This is a genomic window from Pseudoalteromonas sp. SG44-17 (assembly GCF_014164235.1).
Taxonomy (GTDB): Bacteria; Pseudomonadota; Gammaproteobacteria; order Enterobacterales; family Alteromonadaceae; genus Pseudoalteromonas; species Pseudoalteromonas rhizosphaerae.
The window spans coordinates 234,905-256,852 of the sequence record NZ_JACJEV010000001.1 but is presented as its reverse complement, the minus strand read 5'-3'; the positions used below and the strand labels follow the sequence as shown (position 1 = coordinate 256,852).

The 21,948-nt window shown below is 40.9% G+C and carries 12 protein-coding genes and 3 tRNA genes; 11 read left to right on the top strand and 4 right to left on the bottom strand.

Annotated elements, in window-relative coordinates:
• Nucleotides 1–37: 37 nt before the first annotated feature.
• The 4 genes from H5182_RS01140 (at nt 38) to H5182_RS01125 (ending at nt 1,959) form a co-directional block, all read left to right on the top strand.
• Nucleotides 38–113: transfer RNA gene (locus H5182_RS01140), tRNA-Lys, on the top strand.
• Between the two features lie 71 nt (nt 114–184).
• A tRNA-Lys gene (locus H5182_RS01135) sits at nt 185–260 on the top strand.
• Between the two features lie 419 nt (nt 261–679).
• The gene (gene nadA, locus H5182_RS01130; protein WP_182730647.1) at nt 680–1,720 is read left to right on the top strand and encodes a quinolinate synthase NadA; all 1,041 of its coding nucleotides are present in this window, start codon (nt 680–682) and stop codon (nt 1,718–1,720) included.
• Between the two features lie 149 nt (nt 1,721–1,869).
• A tRNA-Ser gene (locus H5182_RS01125) sits at nt 1,870–1,959 on the top strand.
• A gap of 174 nt (nt 1,960–2,133) precedes the next feature.
• Here H5182_RS01125 and H5182_RS22510 read toward each other — a convergent pair.
• From H5182_RS22510 to H5182_RS01105, 4 genes are all read right to left on the bottom strand, one after another.
• Nucleotides 2,134–3,234 carry a methyl-accepting chemotaxis protein gene (locus H5182_RS22510; protein ID WP_274803910.1) on the bottom strand — a complete coding sequence of 367 codons (1,101 nt, stop codon included), beginning with the start codon at nt 3,232–3,234 and terminating at the stop codon, nt 2,134–2,136.
• A 277-nt stretch (nt 3,235–3,511) separates the two neighbouring features.
• On the bottom strand, nt 3,512–5,332 hold the full coding sequence (locus H5182_RS01115; RefSeq protein WP_182759356.1) for a tetratricopeptide repeat-containing diguanylate cyclase: 1,821 nt from the start codon (nt 5,330–5,332) through the stop codon (nt 3,512–3,514).
• A 261-nt stretch (nt 5,333–5,593) separates the two neighbouring features.
• The gene (locus H5182_RS01110) at nt 5,594–5,989 is read right to left on the bottom strand and encodes a DUF2750 domain-containing protein (protein WP_145233101.1); all 396 of its coding nucleotides are present in this window, start codon (nt 5,987–5,989) and stop codon (nt 5,594–5,596) included.
• A gap of 72 nt (nt 5,990–6,061) precedes the next feature.
• The gene (locus H5182_RS01105; protein WP_145233102.1) at nt 6,062–6,643 is read right to left on the bottom strand and encodes a TetR/AcrR family transcriptional regulator; all 582 of its coding nucleotides are present in this window, start codon (nt 6,641–6,643) and stop codon (nt 6,062–6,064) included.
• 145 nt (nt 6,644–6,788) lie between these two features.
• On the opposite strand from H5182_RS01105, the gene H5182_RS01100 reads away from it, so the two are divergent.
• The 7 genes from H5182_RS01100 to recD all read left to right on the top strand — a co-directional run bounded on the left by H5182_RS01100 (nt 6,789) and on the right by recD (nt 21,876).
• A complete protein-coding gene (locus H5182_RS01100) occupies nt 6,789–7,832 on the top strand; it encodes an alkene reductase (RefSeq protein WP_149982560.1) in 1,044 nt (347 codons plus the stop codon).
• Between the two features lie 366 nt (nt 7,833–8,198).
• A complete protein-coding gene (locus H5182_RS01095) occupies nt 8,199–10,568 on the top strand; it encodes a TonB-dependent receptor domain-containing protein (RefSeq protein WP_182759355.1) in 2,370 nt (789 codons plus the stop codon).
• A gap of 66 nt (nt 10,569–10,634) precedes the next feature.
• Nucleotides 10,635–11,762, top strand: coding sequence for an alkaline phosphatase family protein (locus H5182_RS01090; protein WP_149982558.1), 1,128 nt, complete (start codon nt 10,635–10,637; stop codon nt 11,760–11,762).
• Complete coding sequence (locus tag H5182_RS01085) at nt 11,759–12,823, top strand: alkaline phosphatase D family protein (RefSeq protein WP_182759354.1); 1,065 nt, start codon at nt 11,759–11,761, stop codon at nt 12,821–12,823. Before H5182_RS01090 ends, H5182_RS01085 begins: the two co-directional genes overlap by 4 nt.
• A gap of 167 nt (nt 12,824–12,990) precedes the next feature.
• The gene (gene recC / locus H5182_RS01080) at nt 12,991–16,299 is read left to right on the top strand and encodes an exodeoxyribonuclease V subunit gamma (RefSeq protein ID WP_182759353.1); all 3,309 of its coding nucleotides are present in this window, start codon (nt 12,991–12,993) and stop codon (nt 16,297–16,299) included.
• Complete coding sequence (recB, locus tag H5182_RS01075; protein ID WP_182759352.1) at nt 16,286–19,906, top strand: exodeoxyribonuclease V subunit beta; 3,621 nt, start codon at nt 16,286–16,288, stop codon at nt 19,904–19,906. Before recC ends, recB begins: the two co-directional genes overlap by 14 nt.
• Nucleotides 19,903–21,876 (top strand): exodeoxyribonuclease V subunit alpha, encoded by a 1,974-nt coding sequence (gene recD / locus H5182_RS01070; protein WP_182734284.1) that lies wholly within the window; start codon nt 19,903–19,905, stop codon nt 21,874–21,876. The genes recB and recD overlap by 4 nt, the downstream gene beginning before the upstream one ends.
• The last annotated feature ends 72 nt before the right edge of the window (nt 21,877–21,948 follow it).

The following is a 21,948-nucleotide window of genomic DNA, read 5'->3' as shown; positions in this document are numbered from 1 at the left end:
CGGCGGATTTACGCAGCGTGCTTAGGCACATCAGAGCGGGTCATTAGCTCAGTTGGTAGAGCAGTGGACTTTTAATCCATTGGTCGATGGTTCAAGTCCATCATGACCCACCATTCTTTATTCGTTGAATAATAGAGTGGTTAAAATCGGCGGATTTACGCAGCGTGCTTAGGCACATCAGAGCGGGTCATTAGCTCAGTTGGTAGAGCAGTGGACTTTTAATCCATTGGTCGATGGTTCAAGTCCATCATGACCCACCATTCTGGTTTATTCAATTTCAGTTTATCTGACTCCTATTTAGTAAATTCACATCACTTTACATCAAAAGCAAAAAACACTTACAAAAATCATCGTCAAGCTAAATATAAATGCGTTAATCAAATTGCTATTATATCAATCGTGTTAAGTTACTGACCATTTATAGCGACAGATAAATACAGTGATAACAAGGCTTAAATTTTGACATGTAGTTGTTCTCGGCAATTGCTCCTGCATTGCTCTACCTCCTGCATCCATGCAGTCGTACATAAAAAATAACTAACGCAGTTAACGCTTTATTTAGCCTGCTAGAATGATTAAATATTTAAGTAGATTGGTATTTATGACCACTACTGTTATTTAGTTTTATATTCTCGTATAATCCGCCCCATAAATGCACTGTAGATTAAGTGGTCGAGAAATGAGTTTAGCTCAAACTATTATGCCTGAAGGTTATATCTTTCCTCCTAAACCAGCTCCATTGAATAATGATGAGCAGGCGCAATACAAAGCACGTATCAAGCAATTATTGATTGATAAAAATGCCGTATTGGTTGCCCATTATTATACTGATCCTGAAATTCAAGCGCTTGCTGAAGAAACTGGCGGTTGTGTTGCTGATTCGCTAGAAATGGCTCGCTTTGGTGCCAAGCACGATGCTGACATGATTATCGTTGCCGGCGTACGTTTTATGGGTGAAACAGCAAAAATACTGACACCGAATAAAACCGTGGTTATGCCAACACTAGAAGCAACTTGTTCGCTTGATATTGGTTGCCCAATTGATGAGTTCTCAGCGTTTTGTGATCAGCACCCTGATCGTAAAGTGGTTGTATACGCAAATACATCAACTGCCGTTAAAGCTCGCGCTGATTGGATTGTTACCTCATCGTGTGCCCTTGAGATTGTTGAGCACCTAGATGAAATGGGTGAAAAAATCATTTGGGGCCCAGACAAACATTTAGGTGCCTATATTCAAAAGAATACTGGCGCTGATATGATCATGTGGAATGGCGCATGTATCGTGCATGACGAATTTAAAACCAAAGCGTTAAAAGACATGAAAGCGCTTTACCCTGACGCTGGCGTTTTGGTTCATCCAGAATCACCAGCAGAAATTGTAGCGTTAGCTGATGCAGTAGGTTCAACCAGTCAATTGATCAAAGCGGCACAAACTATGAGCAATCAAAAGTTTATTGTTGCCACTGATCGCGGCATTTTTTATAAAATGCAGCAGTTATGCCCTGATAAAGAATTTGTTGCCGCACCAACGGCTGGCGAAGGCGCAACCTGTAAGAGTTGTGCGCACTGCCCGTGGATGGCAATGAACGGCCTCAAAGCGATTGAGGAAGCGTTATTAGATGCAACTGGCAAAGAAGTGTTTGTAGATATGGACCTTCGTGAAGGCGCACTCAAGTCGCTTAATCGTATGCTCGATTTCTCAGCGTCACTCCAACGCTAAACTAGGTTATAAAGATAAGGCCGCTGGTATTGCTATCAGCGGCCTTTTTTGTTTGTTTACTAGGCAGTTAACAGGCAAAAGGGAAAAACACCTTGCACCGCCGCGCGCTATTTCATACTATTACGCCGCGTTACCAAATGGTAACCTGCGGAGGGATGGCTGAGTGGCTGAAGGCGCACGCCTGGAAAGTGTGTTTAGGTTAATCCCTAACGAGGGTTCGAATCCCTCTTCCTCCGCCATTATTCAATATTAGGACGCCTCATGGCGTCCTTTTTTGTGCCTATAAAAAAGTGAAGTAAATAACTCAAATTCTAACTATTTTTTACTTTTTATTAGGTATTGGTGTTTAGTTGCTTGCAATAATAAATATAAAATGAGCAGCGCTAAAGTTGTAGTTAAACTTAAAACGACCGTTATTTAGTTATTTTGTTTGCTAGGTTAGTTAATAAATCAACGGCTTTAAAGCTCGCCGCTTCCATTTGCGATATATGATCAATCATTTTATCCGAATGGCCATCTGCAAAGGCTTGCAATGCTTGTATGCCATGGTTGTGAATCTCGGCGTGCGGGGCTTCTAAGTTTTTAAATTCAATATGGGAGGCGTATTTAGCTGCACCATCACCTTTATAGTACCATTTACCTAAACGACACATTGTGTGATCGGCAAATTCATCTGTGGTTTTATCAGATAAACCAAGTAGTACCTTATAAACTTCCAGTTTCCAAACGATATGATCCATTTTTACCGTCTGAATAAATGCGTTTTCAGTTGAGTCGGTAATAACTGAATACATGTTTTGTGAGAACGTAACAATTTTATTAGCGGTATCTTCGATAGCCGCTGAACTTTCACTGATCTCATTACTTTGTTTCCCGACGTCGGTAATGTTGCCAACAACGTGGTCCATTTGTTGGTTTACTTGTTCAATTAAGCCTGAAATTTCATTCGATGCATCAGCTGAGCGTTGTGCTAATGTGCGAACTTCATCTGCAACTACGGCAAAGCCTCTACCTTGTTCTCCAGCTCTGGCGGCCTCAATAGCAGCATTAAGGGCTAGTAAGTTAGTTTGGTCAGAGATGCCTTTGATAATGTTTACAAAGTCATTAATCCCTGCTGTGACTGTTTGTAATTGCTTTACAGATTCAGAGGCTGTTTTAGTGTCTCTGGATATCACAGAAGTTGATTGCAAAGTGGCGGATAGCATTACAATAATGTTATCAAGCAACTGCTGTGATGATTGAAAGCCATCTCTGTGCATTACAAGTTCACTTGAATTTGCTGCTAGGCTCTCCCTGATTTGCTCTATTAAAATTGAAGACTGTAGCCACAAGCGGTTTAATTCGTCTTGTTGTTTGGCAGTTTTATCAGTTTGATTTATTTGCGCTACTAACTGACTTTTAGCATTCTTAACTTGTTCTAGTTCATCATGCAGTGCTTCATTTTGGTTACGAATATCTACAATTTCATTTTTTAGTTTTGCAATTTCTTTTTTATACTTAGAATTAAATATCACGTATTTGTCCAACTGTTTCTGTAAATGTGCCCAGAGTAAATCTCAGCGTTGTGCTAGCACACTTAATCTAATAGGTTATTAGGTTAGTTTAGCAAACTATGTCGTAATTTTTTTGAGCAAGCGCAATAAAACAGTGTGCCATTGCTATTTTTAGGTCAACAGAGCAGCCTTAATGCGAGGAAATAACATCGCTTTATTAGTAAACTATATGCTTAGTGAGCAACTACATTCAATTACATGATAATGAAGATAGTTGCGCGCAAGAACATTTGTTAGTTTAACTGAGACAGACGACTTTATTCCGCCCTGTTTCTTTAGCTTTATAAAGACCAAGATCGGCTTGTTTAACCATGTCTTTATATTCACCTTGTTGATTATATTCACAGACACCTAAAGAAACAGTGACCTGAAGTAGCTTATCTTGGTAAGTCAATTCAATGTTACTTACGGCTAAGCGTAACTTTTCTGCAAGATGCGATGCTTGCTCTTTATTGGTTTCAGGTAAAAACACCAGAAATTCTTCACCTCCCCAGCGAGCAACTTTATCCATACTTCTAATTGAATCTTGCAATGCGCTAGCCACTTTTTGCAATACAATGTCACCATAGTCATGTCCATAGGTGTCGTTGAGTACTTTAAAATGATCTATATCCAGCAAAATAATACTAAAAGTTTTTTTATTGCGATTAACCCGGCTCATTTCTAATTCAAAGATATCGTGCAATGCGCGGCGATTAAATAGTCCCGTGAGCTGATCGCGCAACGCAAGCTCTTTAACTTGCAGGTAGGCAGAGTGTTTTAGTCTATAGGCAATATAAATAAATAGGATAATTAAAAGACTGAAGGCAACGATCCCATAGAGTCGTAGAATTGCATTTTCATTGCTTGTTTGCGCTAGTTTAGCTTCGATTAATGACTTTTCTTTAGAGGCAATATCATAGGCTGCTTGTGATTGATCAAATTTTTCTTTTGCAGCTAATGAGGTACTTTCATCATCTAATTCTTTGTATTCAATCATAAGTTCTAATGCGCGTTGGTAATTTCCTAATGATTGATAATTTTCGATCATTGGCGGATAGTTTTCTAAACGTTTGATGAGTTGACTTTCGCTTGAAAATATAGCGAGGGCTTGCTCAAAATAGTCGGCAGCAAGTTTATAATTACCTAAACTTTGATTGCTTTGTGCCAGATTACTTAAAACGGTAGGCTTATGTATTAAATCATTGTTTTTATTTACAATATCTAACGCTTTTAAATAATAATCAATGGCTTTTTGGTGCTCATTTAGCTCAGCATAAATAGTGCCTTTATTAATAATTATAGGAACTCGGTCAAATATATTATGGAAGTGGGCTACTTTTTCGGCTTGATTAATGGCAATTAATGCCTCTTGGTATTGGGCTTTATCAACGTACATTGCAGCTAAGTTTGCATACAGCTCAGTGAGCAGTATGTCATTTTCAGGGTATGCTGCTATTGCCTGTTGAGTGTATTCAATCGCTTTGTCGTAGTTTTTCATATAATAATTGGTAAACCCTAAACCAATTAATATCTTCGGTGAAGCATATCCTTGAATGTTTATTTGTAAATCGTGAGCATGTAAGATTTTATCGAGTCCATCTACCATTTTTCCTTGTCTAACAGAGTTAATTCCATACAAATAGTAAGTCATACTCGTAGCAAGCTGTGTGTCATCAGCAAAAGACACTGCTTTTGATAAATAAGAATCGGCTTCGGCAAACTTACCTAAGCGATATTTCATTAATCCGAGGTTGTCATAAAGTGCGTATTTAGTTTCTATATCGACTTCGCTATCGAGTAATTTTGAGACATCGTCTTTGAGCAAGTCGAATTCATGCCAGTTCTTGTCTTCATTCATAAATGCAAGCCAAACAACCATTAACTCAGCTTGTTGTGTGGTTGATTGTGCCGAGGAATATGTTGTCCTTAGTTGTTGATAAGCTTGTGCGGATTCACCATCGCTTTTGAGCTGTTTTATTTCACTGAGTGTGGATTCTAGTGAGTCAATTTGCTCTGTGGCATAGCCACTATTAATAAACGTTAGCAGTAGTAATATTAAAATACCTTGTCGTACCATTATAAAGTCCAAAGAGTAAGGGGCGTGTTGAAGTCAACTAATGCCAAAGTTTTTGCAGTGGGAGCTGTGTTTATTTCACTGAACAGTGTGAATAAGCATAAATTAATTATCGCTAAAAGCGACATTATTGCCGTTATATTTTAATTTTTATAGGCATTAATTTTGTATCTTTGTCTTAAATCGTTGCGCGTAAAAAATTTAAAGTTTGCGTGGATAAGTCGCAGAACAACACGTCTGCGACTCAATTATAGCGAAGTGTAATTAGTAACGTTTTTTAGGTGCTTTTAGTTGTGAATCAAATTCATCAGGAAATAAAATTGTGCCGTCGTCTTCTTCAGTTGGAAAAACGGCGATAAGTAAGTCATCTTGTTCAAGACCGGGTGTCCATCGGGTTGTCCAATCTTTCAATGGAATTGCTTTAGCTGTGCAATTTTCCCACTCACCGGTAGCCCATGCCTCGGCATAAATACGTTCAGGCCATACCGGAACACAATCATCATCTTCGTTGGCGAGCATAACACAGCCATCGTCGTCATTTAATATCCACACTTGTTTGAACTCTTGGACGGTCTCAAACATAAAAGCCAATCTTTTTTTGGCTCCTAAATTTAAGATTGTCTCGAATTTTTCAGATGCGGTTGCAGTTGCATTACTCATTAATAGACTCTCTCTAGAATGGCTTAGGTATAGTATATTGACTAATATGACAAAATGTCGATTAGTTAAAAATTAATTACACATTGCGTGGTATAAATCGTCGGCGAGTTGGCTTAGATCTTGTTCGCAGCGGTTAGTCAGTGCATAGGTTCGCAAGCCGTAAAGGCCCATTGCTAAAAAACGAGCTAGATGCTCAGCTGTGCGTGTGTTTGGTATTTCACCTTCTTTTATCGCGCGCTCAAATTGTTCGGCGAGGGCGTTTTCGTAGGCGTTTAAATTTGTCATCAGTACGTGGCTGATCTGTGAATCTTGCCCTTCAACTTCACTAATACTTTTAGTTAGTAAACATACTTTCATCGCATCACCACTGATACACTCGTTGACTATTGAGTCTAAGTATTGGCGTAGGCTTGGTAAAACGGGTTTATGTTGACAAAAAAGTGCCGTAAATTGCTGATTTCTATCAGCCTGATATTGCTCAATAGCCGCTAAAAAAATACCTTTTTTATTGCCAAACGCAGCATATAAAGATCCCGGATGAAGCGCTGTAACTTGCGTTAATTTTTGCATACTCGTTTTAGCATAACCGTGTTGCATAAAAGCCAGCATCGCTTGGCGAAGTACAAATTCACGGTCAAATTCGGCTATTCTCATAGGGCGCTCTGTTGCATTCTATTTGACTTATAAGGTGTATGTGGGGTTAGTTTACTTAATCTTGAACAAATATTCAAAAATAGACTTGAATGTTTTATTGTTCGCCCTTATCTTGAATGTACACTCAAGATAAGGATTGATAAGAATGACCACTGATCTACTGCAACCGTTTAAGCTTAATGACACGATTGAATTACAAAACCGTATACTTATGGCACCGCTAACGCGTTGTATGGCTGACGATAACTTAGTGCCAACCCAAGCGATGGTTGATTACTACGCACGCCGTGCTGAAGCCGGTTTAATAATTAGTGAAGCCACGATTATTCGCCCTGATGCGCAAGGTTACCCGAATACGCCAGGTTTATTTACCAGCGCACAAATTCAAGGCTGGAAAAAAGTAACCGATGCTGTGCATGAGCAGGGCGGTAAAATGTTTGCACAACTTTGGCATGTTGGTCGGGTTGCACATCCACACTTTTTTGATGGCGACGTTTTAGCCCCATCTGCGATTGGTGTTGAAGGCTCTGTACCACGTATGCGTGAGCTTACTTATATTACCCCAAAAGCAGCAACCACTGCCGATATTAAGTCATTAATTGCAGATTATGCAAAGGCTGCAGAGAATGCGCTTGAAGCTGGGTTTGATGGCGTTGAGATCCATGGTGCGAATGGTTACTTAATCGATCAGTTTTTACATTATGCAGCCAATGAGCGTGATGATGAATACGGGCAAACTCCAGAGAATATGTCGCGTTTTGCACTTGAAGTTGTTGATGCGGTAATTAATGTCATCGGCGCAGATAAAACTGGGCTACGTTTATCTCCTGGTGCTTACTTTAATATGAGCGAAGATAGCCGCGATAAAGCGGTATTTGATTACCTCTTAAATGAGTTGAATAGCCGAGCACTCGCTTACTTACATGGCGGTATTTTTGACGATAGCATGCGCTTTGCAAGCCTTGCAGATAAAACGACGTCAGAATATTTACGTGCGGCTTATTCAGGTACTTTAGTGGGTGTTGGTAGCTATGATTTTGACACGGCTAAAGCTGCGATTAACGCCAATAAGTTTGATTTAATTGCTATTGGTCGCCCGTTTATTGCAAACCCAGATTACATCAGTAAAATAAAAAATGCTGAAGAAGTGGTTCCGTATAGTGATGAAATGCTTGCTGAACTAATTTAAACGTAGTTTGTTTTAGTCACTAAACCACCTACTTCTGTAGGTGGTTGCATTAACGCCATACATGTTGATTGCAAACTCGTTTTAGGTATTTATTTGCGATTAGCAATATTGCTTTTTAATCGTTACTAATGCTGTGAAAAATACTCTTTCGTATTGATTTAACTCCTTCTCTATTTCCTACAAATATTACCGCGATAGACTGTTATTTAAATTATAATCTTTATTATGTTAATTGGTTAAGCTGCATTGTTGCCATAAATAATCAATATTTTTGTCACTGTTACGTCAATTTTTTCGAGCTTTTTTGTCATATATTCCCTCCATACTTTGCCCGTATACAAAACAATAATTGCAAATGGGACAACAATGCGTACTTTTACTAAAAGATCGACCTTAAGCTTAGCAATCGCTTTAGCGTTTTCAACTAATAGCTTTGCAAATACCAACGAAATAGAAGAAGTCACGGTCGTGGCAAAACCAACGAGCTATGCAAATAGTGTGATTGAGCAATCAATGATTGAACAGCAGAGTTCGGTATCAAGTGTATTATCGGTGATGGATAACCTACCGGGAATTAGTATTAACGAAGGTGATGCATTTGGTGGTGATGATTGGTCTACCACTATTACGATGCGCGGCTTTAGTATCGATGGTAACCAGCAGCAGTTAGGTATGACGGTTGATGGTATTCCAAACGGCGGCTCTAATTATGGCGGTGGTGCAAAAGCTAATCGCTACCTAGACAGCGAAAACTTAGCCACGGTTGAAGTGGGCCAAGGTACCTCAGATATCGCCTCAGCATCACTTGAAGCGCTCGGTGGTACGTTTAATTTTGTAAGTAAAGATCCTAGCCTTGAGCGAGGAACTACATTTGCTTACACCAATGGTGACCATGATGCGACCCGTTATTATTTTAAGCATGAAACTGGCACTCTCTTTGATAACACGCAAGCTTATGTGAGTTATTCACAAACCAATACTAGCCGTTGGATAGGTGATGGCAGTAATGGCGGTAAAGATAATCAACATGCTGAGGCTAAATTTGTATCTAACTTTAATGCGCTGACTGTAACAGGGCGTTTATCGTATGATGATGTAAGTGAGACCAACTATAACAGTGTGAGCTTGCAGCAATTTGCGCAAACACCAAATTGGGATCAACTAACTTGGAATTGGACTGGCGTGCCACACTTTGACCAAATGTTTGCAGAAGGTTGGGGTACATTGCGTGAAAATGCGTTAGGTTACGTAAAGTTTGAATATGCAATTTCACCTTCATCATTATTAACAATCAGCCCTTATTACCATAAAAACTCAGGGCGTGGTGATTGGATCCCACCTTATTTAACATCACCTGTCGATAAAGACGGTAATCCAACAATCGAAGGCGGCACAAATGCTGGCTCATATGGTTTTGCAGATAGCCAAGGTAAGCCATTAACGCCTAATGCAAATTGTACGGATACACTCAGTTGGCCATGGGATTCAGGCACAGGGTTGAATCCGGCGTGTTACCCAGATTCGGCAATACCGGTAATGTCATATCGCCATACACACTATGACAAGGACCGTTTAGGTTTGACCGCCGATTATAAATTAACCTTAGGGATGCACGATATTGAAGCAGGTATTTGGCTTGAGCAAACTGATCGTGACGAATCTCGTGATTGGCATAAAGTTATTGACGCTCGCGTGTATCATCACTTTGATAGCACCCCATACTGGACGCAATATAAAAATACTTTTGAAACAGATACCTTTAAGTGGTACGTACAAGATTCTATCAGCCTAGGCGATTTTACAGTTAATCTTGGCGCCAAACAGTATTTAGTTGAATTACAAAAATACGATCATTTTGCAGATCTACGCTCTGATAAAATAAACAGTGATTCAGATGTGTTATTTAGTGCAGGTGCTTTGTACCAGCTAACTAGCAGCACTGAGTTATTCGCCAGTTTCAGTGAAAATTTCTCAGCAATTAAAGATGGAGTGCTGGAGCGTGATAGTTCTACACTCACAGAAATTGAACCAGAAACAGCTGAAAATATCGACTTTGGTGTACGTTATAAAGCAGACCGCTTGAGCCTAACTGCGACCGCTTATTCTATTGCCTTTGATAACCGTATCACCTTTATCGCACCTGGCAGTGATACCGGCGGGATTGATTATACGATAGGTACAAATGGATCTTACATCAATGTAGGTGGTATTGACTCGCAAGGTATTGAACTATCAGCAAGTTATATGCTTACAAATGAATGGAATATTTATACTTCATATACTAATAACAGCTCTGAATACGCATCGCACGATCCAAGTGCCTACGATGCCGATGGTGTTATCCTCAAAGATGAAGACGGAAAAGCGCTACCGCCAAGCTTTAAAAAAGGCGATGACGTAATCGATTCACCAAGCGATATGTTTGTGCTTTCGACCGATTATTACAGTGGCGACTTCCGCTTTGGTATATCCGCTAAATATACCGGTGAACGCTTAGGTGCATTTTTAGATGAGCAAACTCGTACACGTAATAAAGTTGATGGTTATACCGTGCTTGATATCAATGCCGGTTATGCCGCAGACGTCAATGCCGGCCCATTTAAATCAATCGATATTGCTTTTGCTGTCACTAACGTAACAGATAAACAGTATTTAGCGGGTGGGACAGGTAATGGCAGCACTTATTTTATTGGTGCACCACGAACTGCAGCACTTACATTTACTGCTAATTTTTAAGCCCTAATTATAAAAATAATAACCAAAACCCATCCTTGTTGATGGGTTTTTATTGATAGGAATACTATGAAAGCAATAGCTAAACTGGCCGTAATAGGCTGTACATTAATGGTAAGTCATATTGTCAAAGCCAGTGATAATGTCGTGCTTGTGACGCTTGATGGTGTGCGCTGGCAAGAGGTATTTAACGGCGCCGATCAAAAATTGTTAGCAAATCCCGATTTTGTTAAACAGCCAGAGCAATTGAAACAACAGTTTTGGCGCGATGACAAACACGCCCGACAAGCTCAGTTAATGCCATTTATTAGCAATACGATTGCTCAACACGGTGTGTTAATTGGCGATAGAGAGAATGGTTCAACAATGTCGGTGAGTAACCCGTGGTATTTTTCATACCCAGGCTACAGTGAGATCTTAACTGGCAGTGTTGATGAGGCAATTAACAGTAATGATAAAACGCCAAATCCAAATAAAACTATTTTAGAGCGATTAGAGCAACGCGCTGACTATAAAAATAAAACCGCCTTATTTGGCAGTTGGGATGTATTTCCGTTTATTGTTAATACCAAACGCAGCGACGTATATGTAAATGCGGGTTTTATGCCAATTGAGGCAGACTTATTTGCCGATGCGCCACTATTAAATGCTTTACAACAGGAGATCCCAAGTCCTTGGCATAATGTGCGTTTAGACAGTTTTACATATCGTTTTGCCAAAGCTTATATGCTGGCAAAAAAGCCTAAGTTATTAGTGATCAGCTTAGGTGAAACCGATGATTTTGCCCATGATGGTCATTACGATCACTATTTGCAGTCGGCTAAACAAAGTGACGCTTTTATCAAAGACTTATGGCAAACCATTCAGACTACACCTGGCTATAAAAATAACACAACGCTTATTATCACCACGGATCATGGCCGTGGCAGTAACGCTAATGATTGGCAGCATCATAGTTCAAAACAAGCAATGGCAAAATCGGAGCAAGGTCGTAAAGCTTTTCCTGAGGGAATTATTGGCTCTGAGCATATTTGGTTAGCTGCAATTGGCCCAGATATTAAACCGCAAGGTTTATTAAAAACAACAACAGAGCTCAAACAAGCACAAGTTGCGGCAACGATTTTAACCGTACTTGGCGAAAACCCTAAGCAGCTTAATCCCGCTATGGCGGATGCAATTGATGAGATTTTAAAATGAAGCATTTAATTAAAGCGGCCGCATTGGTAAGCATTGTTGCGAGTTTTTCAGTATTAAGTACACCGCAAAAACTAACGCCGCAAAAAATACTGTTTGGCTCATGTGGGCATCAAGATAAAGATATTCCGATTTTTGACGCGATCAATAAAGAGCAGGCAGATTTGTTTATCTTTTTGGGTGATAACATCTACGGCGACACCAACGATATGCGCGTACTTGCCGATAAATATCAGCGCTTAGGCGCTAAGCCCGGCTTTAAAACGTTAAAAGCACAGACTCCCCTTATTGCCATGTGGGATGATCATGATTTTGGCCAAAATGATGCAGGTAAAGAGTACCCACATAAAGAACAGTCTCGGAAAATTATGCTCGACTTTTGGCAAGAGCCAACGGGTTCAGTGCGTCGCACACGTGCCGATGGGATTTATACCTCGTATATGTATGGCGAAGGTGAGCACACGATACAAGTGATCACGCCTGATCTGCGTTGGAACCGCGATGCACTTAACCACGTTAGTGAAACACAATACAAGACTGAGCGTAAAGCGAATAATCAAGGGCCTTATAGCCCAAGTGAAGTAAAAGGCGCATCGATGTTAGGTGAGGCGCAGTGGCAATGGCTTGAACAAGAGCTTAAAAAGCCTGCTGCAATTAAACTGATTGCTTCGAGCTTACAGTTACTGCCTGACTTTACCGGCTGGGAGTCATGGGCTAATTTTCCGGAGGATAGAAACCGTTTATTTGCGTTAATTAAAAAACACAAAGTAAACGGCGTGGTAATTATCAGTGGTGACACACATTGGGGTGAGATATCAAGGTATGAACAAAACCTTGATTATCCACTGATTGAAATGACCAGCTCAGGCCTTACTGAAAAATGGAAAAACGTCAGTCCTAATAAACACCGCGTGGGGAAGTTCACACATGACGTTAATTACGGTGATTTAAGCATTGATTGGCAACAAACAGATCCAGCTATTTCACTCCAGCTAAAAGGCATTGATGGCGATGTGATCATGCAAAGCCAATTTAGCTTATCAAGTATTAGCCCATATAAATAATGACTCCCTCAGAAAATAAAACGCACAGTAGCTATACTGTGCGTATAAAAAGTGAGTTAATTATTGTGCTAACTCGCTGATTTATTAATGCCAATTAGCGACAATGGCTACCCCTATAATTGAAAATATCTTACACTGTTTTTATCTCAAGCAAGAACAGTGTCGCTATGCTCAATATTATTCAATCTAACCGTATGGAAGCCCTGCAAGCGCAGTTTCATCAGCTTTTAAAAGTAAACCCATTAAGCAGCCCGTTTGATAAAGAAGTGGTGTTGGTGCAATCTCCGGGTATGTCGCAGTGGCTGAAAATTGGTTTAAGTGAAAGTTTGGGGGTGGCAGCACAGGTAGATTTTCCATTGCCATCGAGTTTCATTTGGCAGTTATACCAGCAGCTATTACCGAATGTACCCAAAGAGTCGGCGTTTAATAAACCTAATCTTGCTTGGAAATTATTTGCTATTTTACCAAACTGCATTGATGAACCGTTATATTTACCCCTTAAAACCTACTTAGCAGGTGACACAGACGGTCAAAAAACCTTTGCTTTATGTGAAAAAATAGCCGATGTATATGACCAATATTTAATGTACCGTCCGCACTGGATAGCCACATGGGACAGCGGCACTGATAAATTAGATGATGTAGATATTAGTATCGCGCCGTGGCAGCCTGATCTGTGGCGAAAAATAGTAGCGCATAGTCAAGTGCTTGGGCAAAGTCAGTTTCATCGCGCCAATATGCAAGGGCAGTTATTAGCCGCGCTTGATAAAATGGACAGTAGCTTATTACCAAAGCGGATCAGTTTATTTGGTATTTCAGCCATTGCCAGTTCGCAACTTGATGTGTTTGATGCATTGAGTAAAAAAACCGAGGTATTTTTATTCTTTTTTAATCCCAGCGAACATTATTGGGGGGATTTAATTGATGAAAAAACGGCAGCTAAAATAACGGCTAAATACGCCAAAATGCCATTGCTGGAAGCGCAGCAAAAAAAGCAAAGTGAGCCAGATCAAGATTACTATTTTATTGGTAATCCGTTGTTATCATCGTGGGGTAAATTAGGCCGTGATTACTTTGAACAACTGGTACAGCGTGACGCAAGCTGGATTGATGGCTTTATTGATGTGTTTGACGACAGTTTACTTGGTCAAATTCAAAGCGAAATTTACCAGTTAGCGTTTAAAGGTGAATCCCTTACTGACAATAAAGAATGGTTTATAAACGATGAAGGTAAGCTTGCAATAAGCGCTACCGATACCAGCATTGCTCTAAGTGATTGCCATACTCCACTTAGAGAAGTTGAGCGTTTGCACGATTACTTACTTAATTTATTTAATCAAAACCCCGCACTCACCCCAAAAGATATTATAGTAATGATGCCGGATGTTGGCACTTATAGCCCTTACATCGAAGCGGTATTTGGTGGTGCGCAGGGTAACCGTTTTATTCCCTATGCGTTAGCCGATCTAGCCATTGAGCAAGAAAAACCGGTACTGAGTTCGTTTGCAAGCTTAGCTGATCTGCCGTTTTCGCGCTTTGGTGTGTCAGATATCCTTGATTTACTGCAAGTGACGCAAATAGCTGAAAAGTTTAGTGTTGAAGCGCACGAATATGAGCAAATTCAATATTGGCTTGAGCGTGTTGGCGTCAAGTGGGGAATAAACGCCGAGCATAAGCATAGCTTTGATTTACCTGCGATAGAATTAAATACCTGGCAACATGGCTTAAACCGCTTATTGTTAGGTATTGCCCAACGTGATGAACAATGCCCGTTTAATGGCATATATAGCGCTGATGAAGTGGAAGGGATGGCACTTGATACACTCAATAAATTAGTGCATTTTATTGATGTATTGCAACACTTTAAACACAGGCTCACCCCAGACGACACGCTAACTAATAAAACCCTTATCCTGAGTGAACTATTAACGGCTATTTACGAGAGCGAAAGCGACGATAGCTGGGATTTACTGGTACTGCAAAAGGTGCTCGAAGAGCTGCAAAAGCACCATGATAATGGCGATTACACGCAAGTAGTGTCGCAGCGTATTGTGAGTTATTTAATTAAACAAGGCATTCAAGAAAAAGGTGTAGGGCAACGCTTTTTAGTCGGCCAAGTGAACTTTTGTACGCTAATGCCAATGCGTGCTGTGCCATTTAAAGTGGTGTGTATGTTAGGGCTTAACGATGCCGATTACCCACGAACGGTGCAGCCGATTGGTTTTGATTTAGTGCCTTATTCGAAAAAGCAAAAAGGTGACCGATCGCGCAAATTAGATGACCGTTACTTATTTTTAGAAGCGCTGCTCAGTGCCCGTGATAACTTATACATGAGTTATATTGGCCGTTCATGTTTTGATAATCAACCGCGTATGCCATCAACCTTAGTGAGTGAATTACTAGAATACATTGGCCGCAGTTTCAAATTTGCTGAGCCAAGTGAGCAAACCTTGCCTGAGTGTTTGATCAATAAACAGCATTTACAGCCTTTTAATAGCCTAAATTATCAGGCAGATACCACTAATACGCTGCAATCCAATCACAGTTATAATCCAATTTGGTTACCCGCTCAGGCGATAATCCCAGAGCCACTGACGGCGCTTGAGGTCAGCGCACCTGAACATCTTGAGCTGGATATGTTTATCCGCAGCGTATGCAATGCACAAGAGAGTTTTTATCAGCAAAGTTTAGGGTTGCGTTTAGCACAATTTAACGAAGTAGCTAAAGATGAAGAGCCATTTAGTTTAGACGCACTGCACCGTTATTTTTATCTCGACGAAATACTCGAAGCGGCTATTTTTGAGCAGCCCCTTAGTCGTGAGCAAATACTGCAACGAGGCGAGTTACCGCAGGCGCATGTTGGAGATTTGATCTTTGAGAAAATGCAGCACCGGGTTGATGCACTGGCAGGGCAAGTTAAAGAGCACATCAAGGGCGGCAAAAATGAACCGATTGAAGTTGCGCTAACACTTCACAGTGATAACAACAGTACTGAGCTTGAAGGCTGGTTAAATCATCTTTATCAGCACAAACAAGTGTTTTATCGCAGTGCCAGTATCAAGGCAAAAGATCTCATCAAGGGCTTTATATATCACCTTGTTGCGCAGTGCGTGGATCAACATGTAGAAACTGTATTACTTGGGCTTGATAAACAAATCACTTTTGCAGCTTTGGATAAAGCAGATGCCCAAGCACTGTTGCAAGATTGGTTTACTTTATATAATGCGCTACTTAAAGAACCAGTGGCGTTTTTTCCTGTGAGTGGCTATGAGTACGTAAAAAGTGGTGGCGATATTGGCAAAGCAATGAGCAAATTTAGCCCACAATATATTGGCCGAGGCGAGGGCGAGAACCCCTATATTCGCTTAACAACGCAATCGTTGAATGAGTGCCAAGAGGAATTTATACGCTGGAGCGATATGCTACTTGCGCCGTTATTTGCACATGCAAAGGAGAGTGACCATGCAAGCGCTTAATCCACTTACGATGCCGCTTATTGGGCAAAGTCTCATTGAAGCCAGTGCAGGCACCGGTAAAACTTATACTATTACAGGTTTATATTTACGTTATTTACTCGGCATGCAAATCGCGCAACAACACTCATCGCCCGTAAATACTCCGTTGAGTGTTGAACAAATATTGGTCGTTACCTTTACCGATGCCGCCACCCAAGAAATTAAAGACCGTGTGCGCACTCGTATTATAGCAGCACGTGATGCACTGCTTGGCCAAGCAACAGAGGATGAGCTGATCAATGCTGTGATCGCCACAATCGATGATAAACACCGTGCATTTGATTTGCTCGATGCCGCCGCTAAATCGATGGATGAAGCAGCAATATTCACCATTCATGGTTTTTGCCAACGAATGTTAAAACAGCATGCGTTTGAGTCTGGTGTGGCGTTTAATTTGGAGTTTATTTTAGATCAACGAGAGATCTTGCTTGAAACCATTAAAGATTTTTGGCGAGTGTTTGTATATCCACTCAATAAAGAAAAAACTGATGCAATTTTAGAGGTATTTGCTGCCCCTGAAGCGTTATTTAGTAAAGTGGCGAACATACTTAATAAAGGCAATGCGCTGGTTACTCCGCAAATAAAACTAGATGATGTGTGGCAAGCACGCGAGCTATATCTTGGTAAAGTCGCGAGCTTTAAAAAAGCCTGCCTTGATAGCGAATTTATTGCAGCTGTAAAAAGCTCTGGCTTAAGTGGTGCCAAAACACCTGCACGTAAAGGTAGCCTTGCAGCGCTTGAGGCATTTTGTAAAGGTGATGAGCTGTTTTTTGAGTTTGGTACAAACAAGTACTCTTATGAAATATGGAGTACTGAAAACCTCAGTGACGAAGCTAATTATAAAAAAAATCAGCCTTTGTTTAGTCATGTAATGCTTAGCCAGTTTGATGAAATGGCGAAGCTTGTTAACACCGTTAATCAAGGCTTGGCAATCGCTATTGTGCAACATGCGGCAAGTTGGGTTAAACAAGCCATTGTAAAACGCAAGCAAGAGCAAAGCGTTATAACTCCTGATGATTTATTAACTAATTTGCACAGTGCACTCAATACAGAGCAAGGCGCAGCACTGGCAGAAAAAATAGCGCAGTTGTTCCCGGTAGCGATGATTGATGAGTTTCAAGATACTGATCCCATTCAGTACGGTATTTTTAGTAAAATTTATAGCCAAGAAAACACCACGCTTGCCATGATAGGCGACCCTAAACAAGCTATTTACGGTTTTAGGGGCGCGGATATTTTTACGTACATTGGTGCTAAACACGAAGTGGCAAAGGAGCAGCAATTTACCCTTGGTACTAACTTTCGTTCCAGTAGCGATGTGGTTGCAAGCGTCAATGCACTGTTTAGTAAACACGATAACAGCTTTATTTATAACGATGCGATCCCGTTTAATCGCGTGGCGGCACAAGGTAAAAAAGCCGATAAATCGTTTTTAATTGATGGCCAACCTGCCACCGCCTTTGAGTTTTGTGTGTTTGCAGATAGCGCCGCAGATGAAAAAAATAAACCAACTAATAAAGGCATTGGCCAGCAACATTTAGCTAGCTATTTTGCCAATAAAATAGTGACCTTACTTGAGCAAGCACAGCAAGGGCGTGCGTGTATTGCGAATAAGCCAGTCACGGCGGCAGATATTTGTATTTTGGTGCGTGATCGGGTTGAAGCGCAAATTATGAAAAAAGCCCTCAGTGATGCCAAAATTGCGAGCGTGTACTTATCCCGTGAGAGTGTATTTAGCCAAGAGCTGAGCCATCATTTACTTAATTTTTTATCGGCTTTACATGGCCAATACAACGAATCACTGTTGCGCGGCGTGTTAGCTGGGCCACTATTTTGCTTAAGTTATAATGACATTTATGCCTTGGCTGATGATGAAGCACAGTGGCAAGAGCATCTTAACTTTTTTGCTTACCTGAGCTCTATTTGGTACAAACAAGGTGCTATGGCAATGCTTGAGCACTTACTCAGTCACAATCAATTAAGCGCGAAATGGCAAGGGTTGGGTTACAACGTTGAACGTTGGCTGACCGATTTTCGTCATTTAGGCGAGATCCTACAGCAAAAACAAATCGAGCTAGAGGGTACTTTACGGTTATTACGTTGGTTTGCGCAGCAAGTAAGTCAACAAGATGGTGAAACCGTGCAAGTACGCCTTGAGAGTGATGCCAATTTGGTAAAAATAGTCACTATGCATGCTTCAAAAGGGCTTGAATACCCGCTGGTATTTATGCCATTTGCCAGCGGGTATCGTGAAACGAAAGATGCGTTGTATCATCAAGATGGCCAGCTGATTTACGATCTCAGTAAAAATGACGATGCGTTACAAAAAGCGGAGCAAGAACGCCTAGCTGAAGATTTACGGTTATTGTATGTTGCACTCACTCGCGCCGTTCATTACTGCGCAATTGGTATGTATAACCTAGGCCAAGGACAAAGTAGTCGGTTGGCAATTCAAAGTAGCTCCTTAGGGCATGTATTATTTGCAGGACTTGATATCACCAGTAGTTTAGTGTGGCGCACGCATTTACAAGAGTTTTGTGCAGACAAACCAGCCATGAGCTATCAACAGTTTACTAGCGAAGAGTTATTTCAGCAGGGTGCATTATCACTGCAATCAAGCCAAACACAAAGTCACAGTGTGAGTGTTAATAAGGTTAAAGTTAAAATTGAACGTGATTGGCGCACAACCAGTTTTAGTGCGCTGAGTTTTAAAAGTCATAGCGAGCATTTAGAACCTGGGCGCAGCGACGAAGATCATCAAAAAGATGAGTTTGCCACGCAACAAGACGATATTCGCTCACCTTATAGCTTTCCCAAGGGGGCAAAACCGGGTAGTTGTTTACACGAGATTTTTGAGCAACTGGATTTCACCAGCCCAGAGCAGCACCCCACAAACCATGAGCAAAACCTAAGCGTGGTAGTTGAGCGTAGCTTGAACAAATACCATATTAGTGACCAATGGCAAGAAACAACTGAGCAATGGGTGCTTGCCGCGTTAAACTGCCCATTGAATGAAAACGGTTTAAGTTTAAGTAAATTAACGCCACGGGATTGTTTGGTTGAAATGGAGTTTAATCTGCCAATTACCAGTTTAACGGCAAAAGGCTTGAATGAAACATTGATTAAGCACTTTGGTTTTAATCAAAGTAGACTCGATTTTTATGATGTAAAAGGCTTATTAAAAGGGTTTGTCGATTTAATATTTTGTCATAACGAGCAGTATTTTATTTTGGATTATAAGTCTAACTTTTTAGGCAATCAGCCAACTGATTATGAGCAAGAGCATTTAGAGCAAGCTATGAGTAGCCACCAGTACCATTTACAGTATCTAATTTACACCGTGGCATTGCATCGGTTATTAAAACAACGGATCAACAATTACAGCATTGAGCAGCATTTAGGTGGCGTATATTACACCTTTTTACGTGGTATGGCAGATGGAAAAGGTGTGTACTTTAAAAAGTTGACCGCCGAGCAAGTTATTATTTTAGATGGGCTTTTTAGTCAAGGCAGTGTTGCCCAAAGCATAGATGAGGCAACCGAAAATAGCCAAGGAGCAATGCTATGAGCGTGTTAGATACCAATACAGCCATTGCAACAGCAGCGACGAACGACGTACAAATAGTGCCATTATTTGATTACCTACTTAGCGAAAACCGGCTACGAATGGTTGATATAAAACTGGCAGAATTACTGTGTAGCAGTGAGCAAACTCAACAACCAAACGACGTTTATTCACTGCTTTTATTACTCTGTTTATCGCAGCAAAGTCAGCACAGCTGTTTAGATTTAGCGCAGGTAGATTGGCGTAATCCGTTTAATTTACGCCAAAGTGATTTTACCAAACTAGCGGGCATAATTCCTGACACACTCAGCCCGTTTAGCGACACATTTACCACCGCAGAGGCAATTAATTGCTTGCAAAACCATCCTAGTGTCGGGGAGACTAAACCGTTACAGTTACTTGAACAACGACTTTATTTTGCACGTCTAAGCGGTTATGAGCAAACACTGGCATCACGATTGTTGTTAATGAGTGAGCGTAAGCTCGATATTGATAGCGATAAGTTAACTCAGTTACTTTGTGACTATTTCCCCGAACAAGATGCACCAGAGCAAGGGCTCGATTGGCAAAAGGTCGCCTGTGCGATGGCAGCAACCAAAGGCTTTAGCGTTATTACCGGTGGCCCAGGAACAGGTAAAACCACGACCGTGACTAAGCTACTAGCAATTTTACAATCGCTTTATCAAAATGCCCCACTGAGTATTAAGTTGGTGGCACCGACAGGCAAAGCCGCTGCGCGATTAAGTGAATCAATCCTTGGGGCAAAACAACAGTTAAAAGATAAAATAAGCGCTGCTATTACGCCGCTGATCCCAGAAAGCGCGCAAACGATTCACCGGTTACTGGGGGTAAAACCGTTTACTAATAAGTTTAGGCATAACCGCAGTAATCCATTGCATTTAGATGTATTGATCATTGATGAAGCGTCGATGGTTGATTTATCGCTGATGGCTAAACTAATTGAGGCCTTACCAGAGCATGCGCGACTTATATTACTCGGTGACAAAGACCAGCTTGCCTCGGTTGATACCGGCAGTGTAATGAGCGATTTATGCCAAGGTTTAGTGCTTGGCCAAACACCAAGTTATTCAGAGGCGCGTTGCGCTGAACTAAACAGCTTATGCTTTAATAACCAGCGCAAATTGGTCGCAGGTAATAGTCAATTCAAACTGGCCGACTGTATTGCATTTTTACAGCACAGTTACCGTTTCACAGCCGACAGCGGCATAGGGCAATTAGCATTAGCGGTTAATACCAATAACAGCGGCAAGCTCAATTATGTAGAGCAAGAGCTGAGCAGCGGCCAATTTAAAGACGTTATTTTAGACTATGACATTGTAAGTAAACCGATTGATAAACTAGTACAAAGCGCCGCCAGTAAATACGCTCAGTATCTTAATTTAATTAAACAACACGCGAGCGTACAAGACATACATAAAGCTTTTGCCAGTTACCAGTTGTTAGCCGCAGTTCGCGAAGGGGATTATGGCGTTCATAGTTTAAATAAACGCATTGAAACGCAATTAAGCCAGCAAGGATTGATTAATGTAAACTCAAATCAGCGGCATTATTTGGGCATGCCGATTATGATTGCGCAAAACGATTATCAGCTAAAACTATTTAATGGAGATATTGGGATTTTAATGCACGACGACAGTGCCCAGCTCAAAGCCATATTTATTGACGAGCAGGGCAATCAACGGGCATTTTCACCAGCCAGACTACCAGCCCATGACACTGTTTATGTAATGACTATTCATAAATCACAAGGCTCCGAGTTTGCCTATACGGCTATGGTACTGCCACCACAAAACCAAGCAACTGCCGGCATCAACCGCCAGTTAGTCTACACCGGCATTACCCGCGCTAAAAACACTTTCGAGCTGGTGGCTGATAAAAAAGTGTTGTTAATGGCAATGAATAAATCAGTCAGCAGGGCATCAGGATTGTATGAGAGGTTGGTGGAGTTGTAAGCTGTAAACGGTAAGTTTTAAGTTTAGCTCGGCGTTAAATTTACCATGTCGGAACTCGCTTTAGCTGTGATT

Coding starts and splice junctions, on each gene's coding strand:
- H5182_RS01110 (WP_145233101.1), bottom strand. CDS start 5,989: ATGAGTAATGCAACTGCAACCGCATCTGAAAAATTCGAGACAATCTTA.
- H5182_RS01085 (WP_182759354.1), top strand. CDS start 11,759: ATGAAGCATTTAATTAAAGCGGCCGCATTGGTAAGCATTGTTGCGAGT.
- H5182_RS01100 (WP_149982560.1), top strand. CDS start 6,789: ATGACCACTGATCTACTGCAACCGTTTAAGCTTAATGACACGATTGAA.
- H5182_RS01090 (WP_149982558.1), top strand. CDS start 10,635: ATGAAAGCAATAGCTAAACTGGCCGTAATAGGCTGTACATTAATGGTA.
- recD (WP_182734284.1), top strand. CDS start 19,903: ATGAGCGTGTTAGATACCAATACAGCCATTGCAACAGCAGCGACGAAC.
- H5182_RS01115 (WP_182759356.1), bottom strand. CDS start 5,332: ATGGTACGACAAGGTATTTTAATATTACTACTGCTAACGTTTATTAAT.
- recB (WP_182759352.1), top strand. CDS start 16,286: ATGCAAGCGCTTAATCCACTTACGATGCCGCTTATTGGGCAAAGTCTC.
- recC (WP_182759353.1), top strand. CDS start 12,991: ATGCTCAATATTATTCAATCTAACCGTATGGAAGCCCTGCAAGCGCAG.
- nadA (WP_182730647.1), top strand. CDS start 680: ATGAGTTTAGCTCAAACTATTATGCCTGAAGGTTATATCTTTCCTCCT.
- H5182_RS01105 (WP_145233102.1), bottom strand. CDS start 6,643: ATGAGAATAGCCGAATTTGACCGTGAATTTGTACTTCGCCAAGCGATG.
- H5182_RS01095 (WP_182759355.1), top strand. CDS start 8,199: ATGCGTACTTTTACTAAAAGATCGACCTTAAGCTTAGCAATCGCTTTA.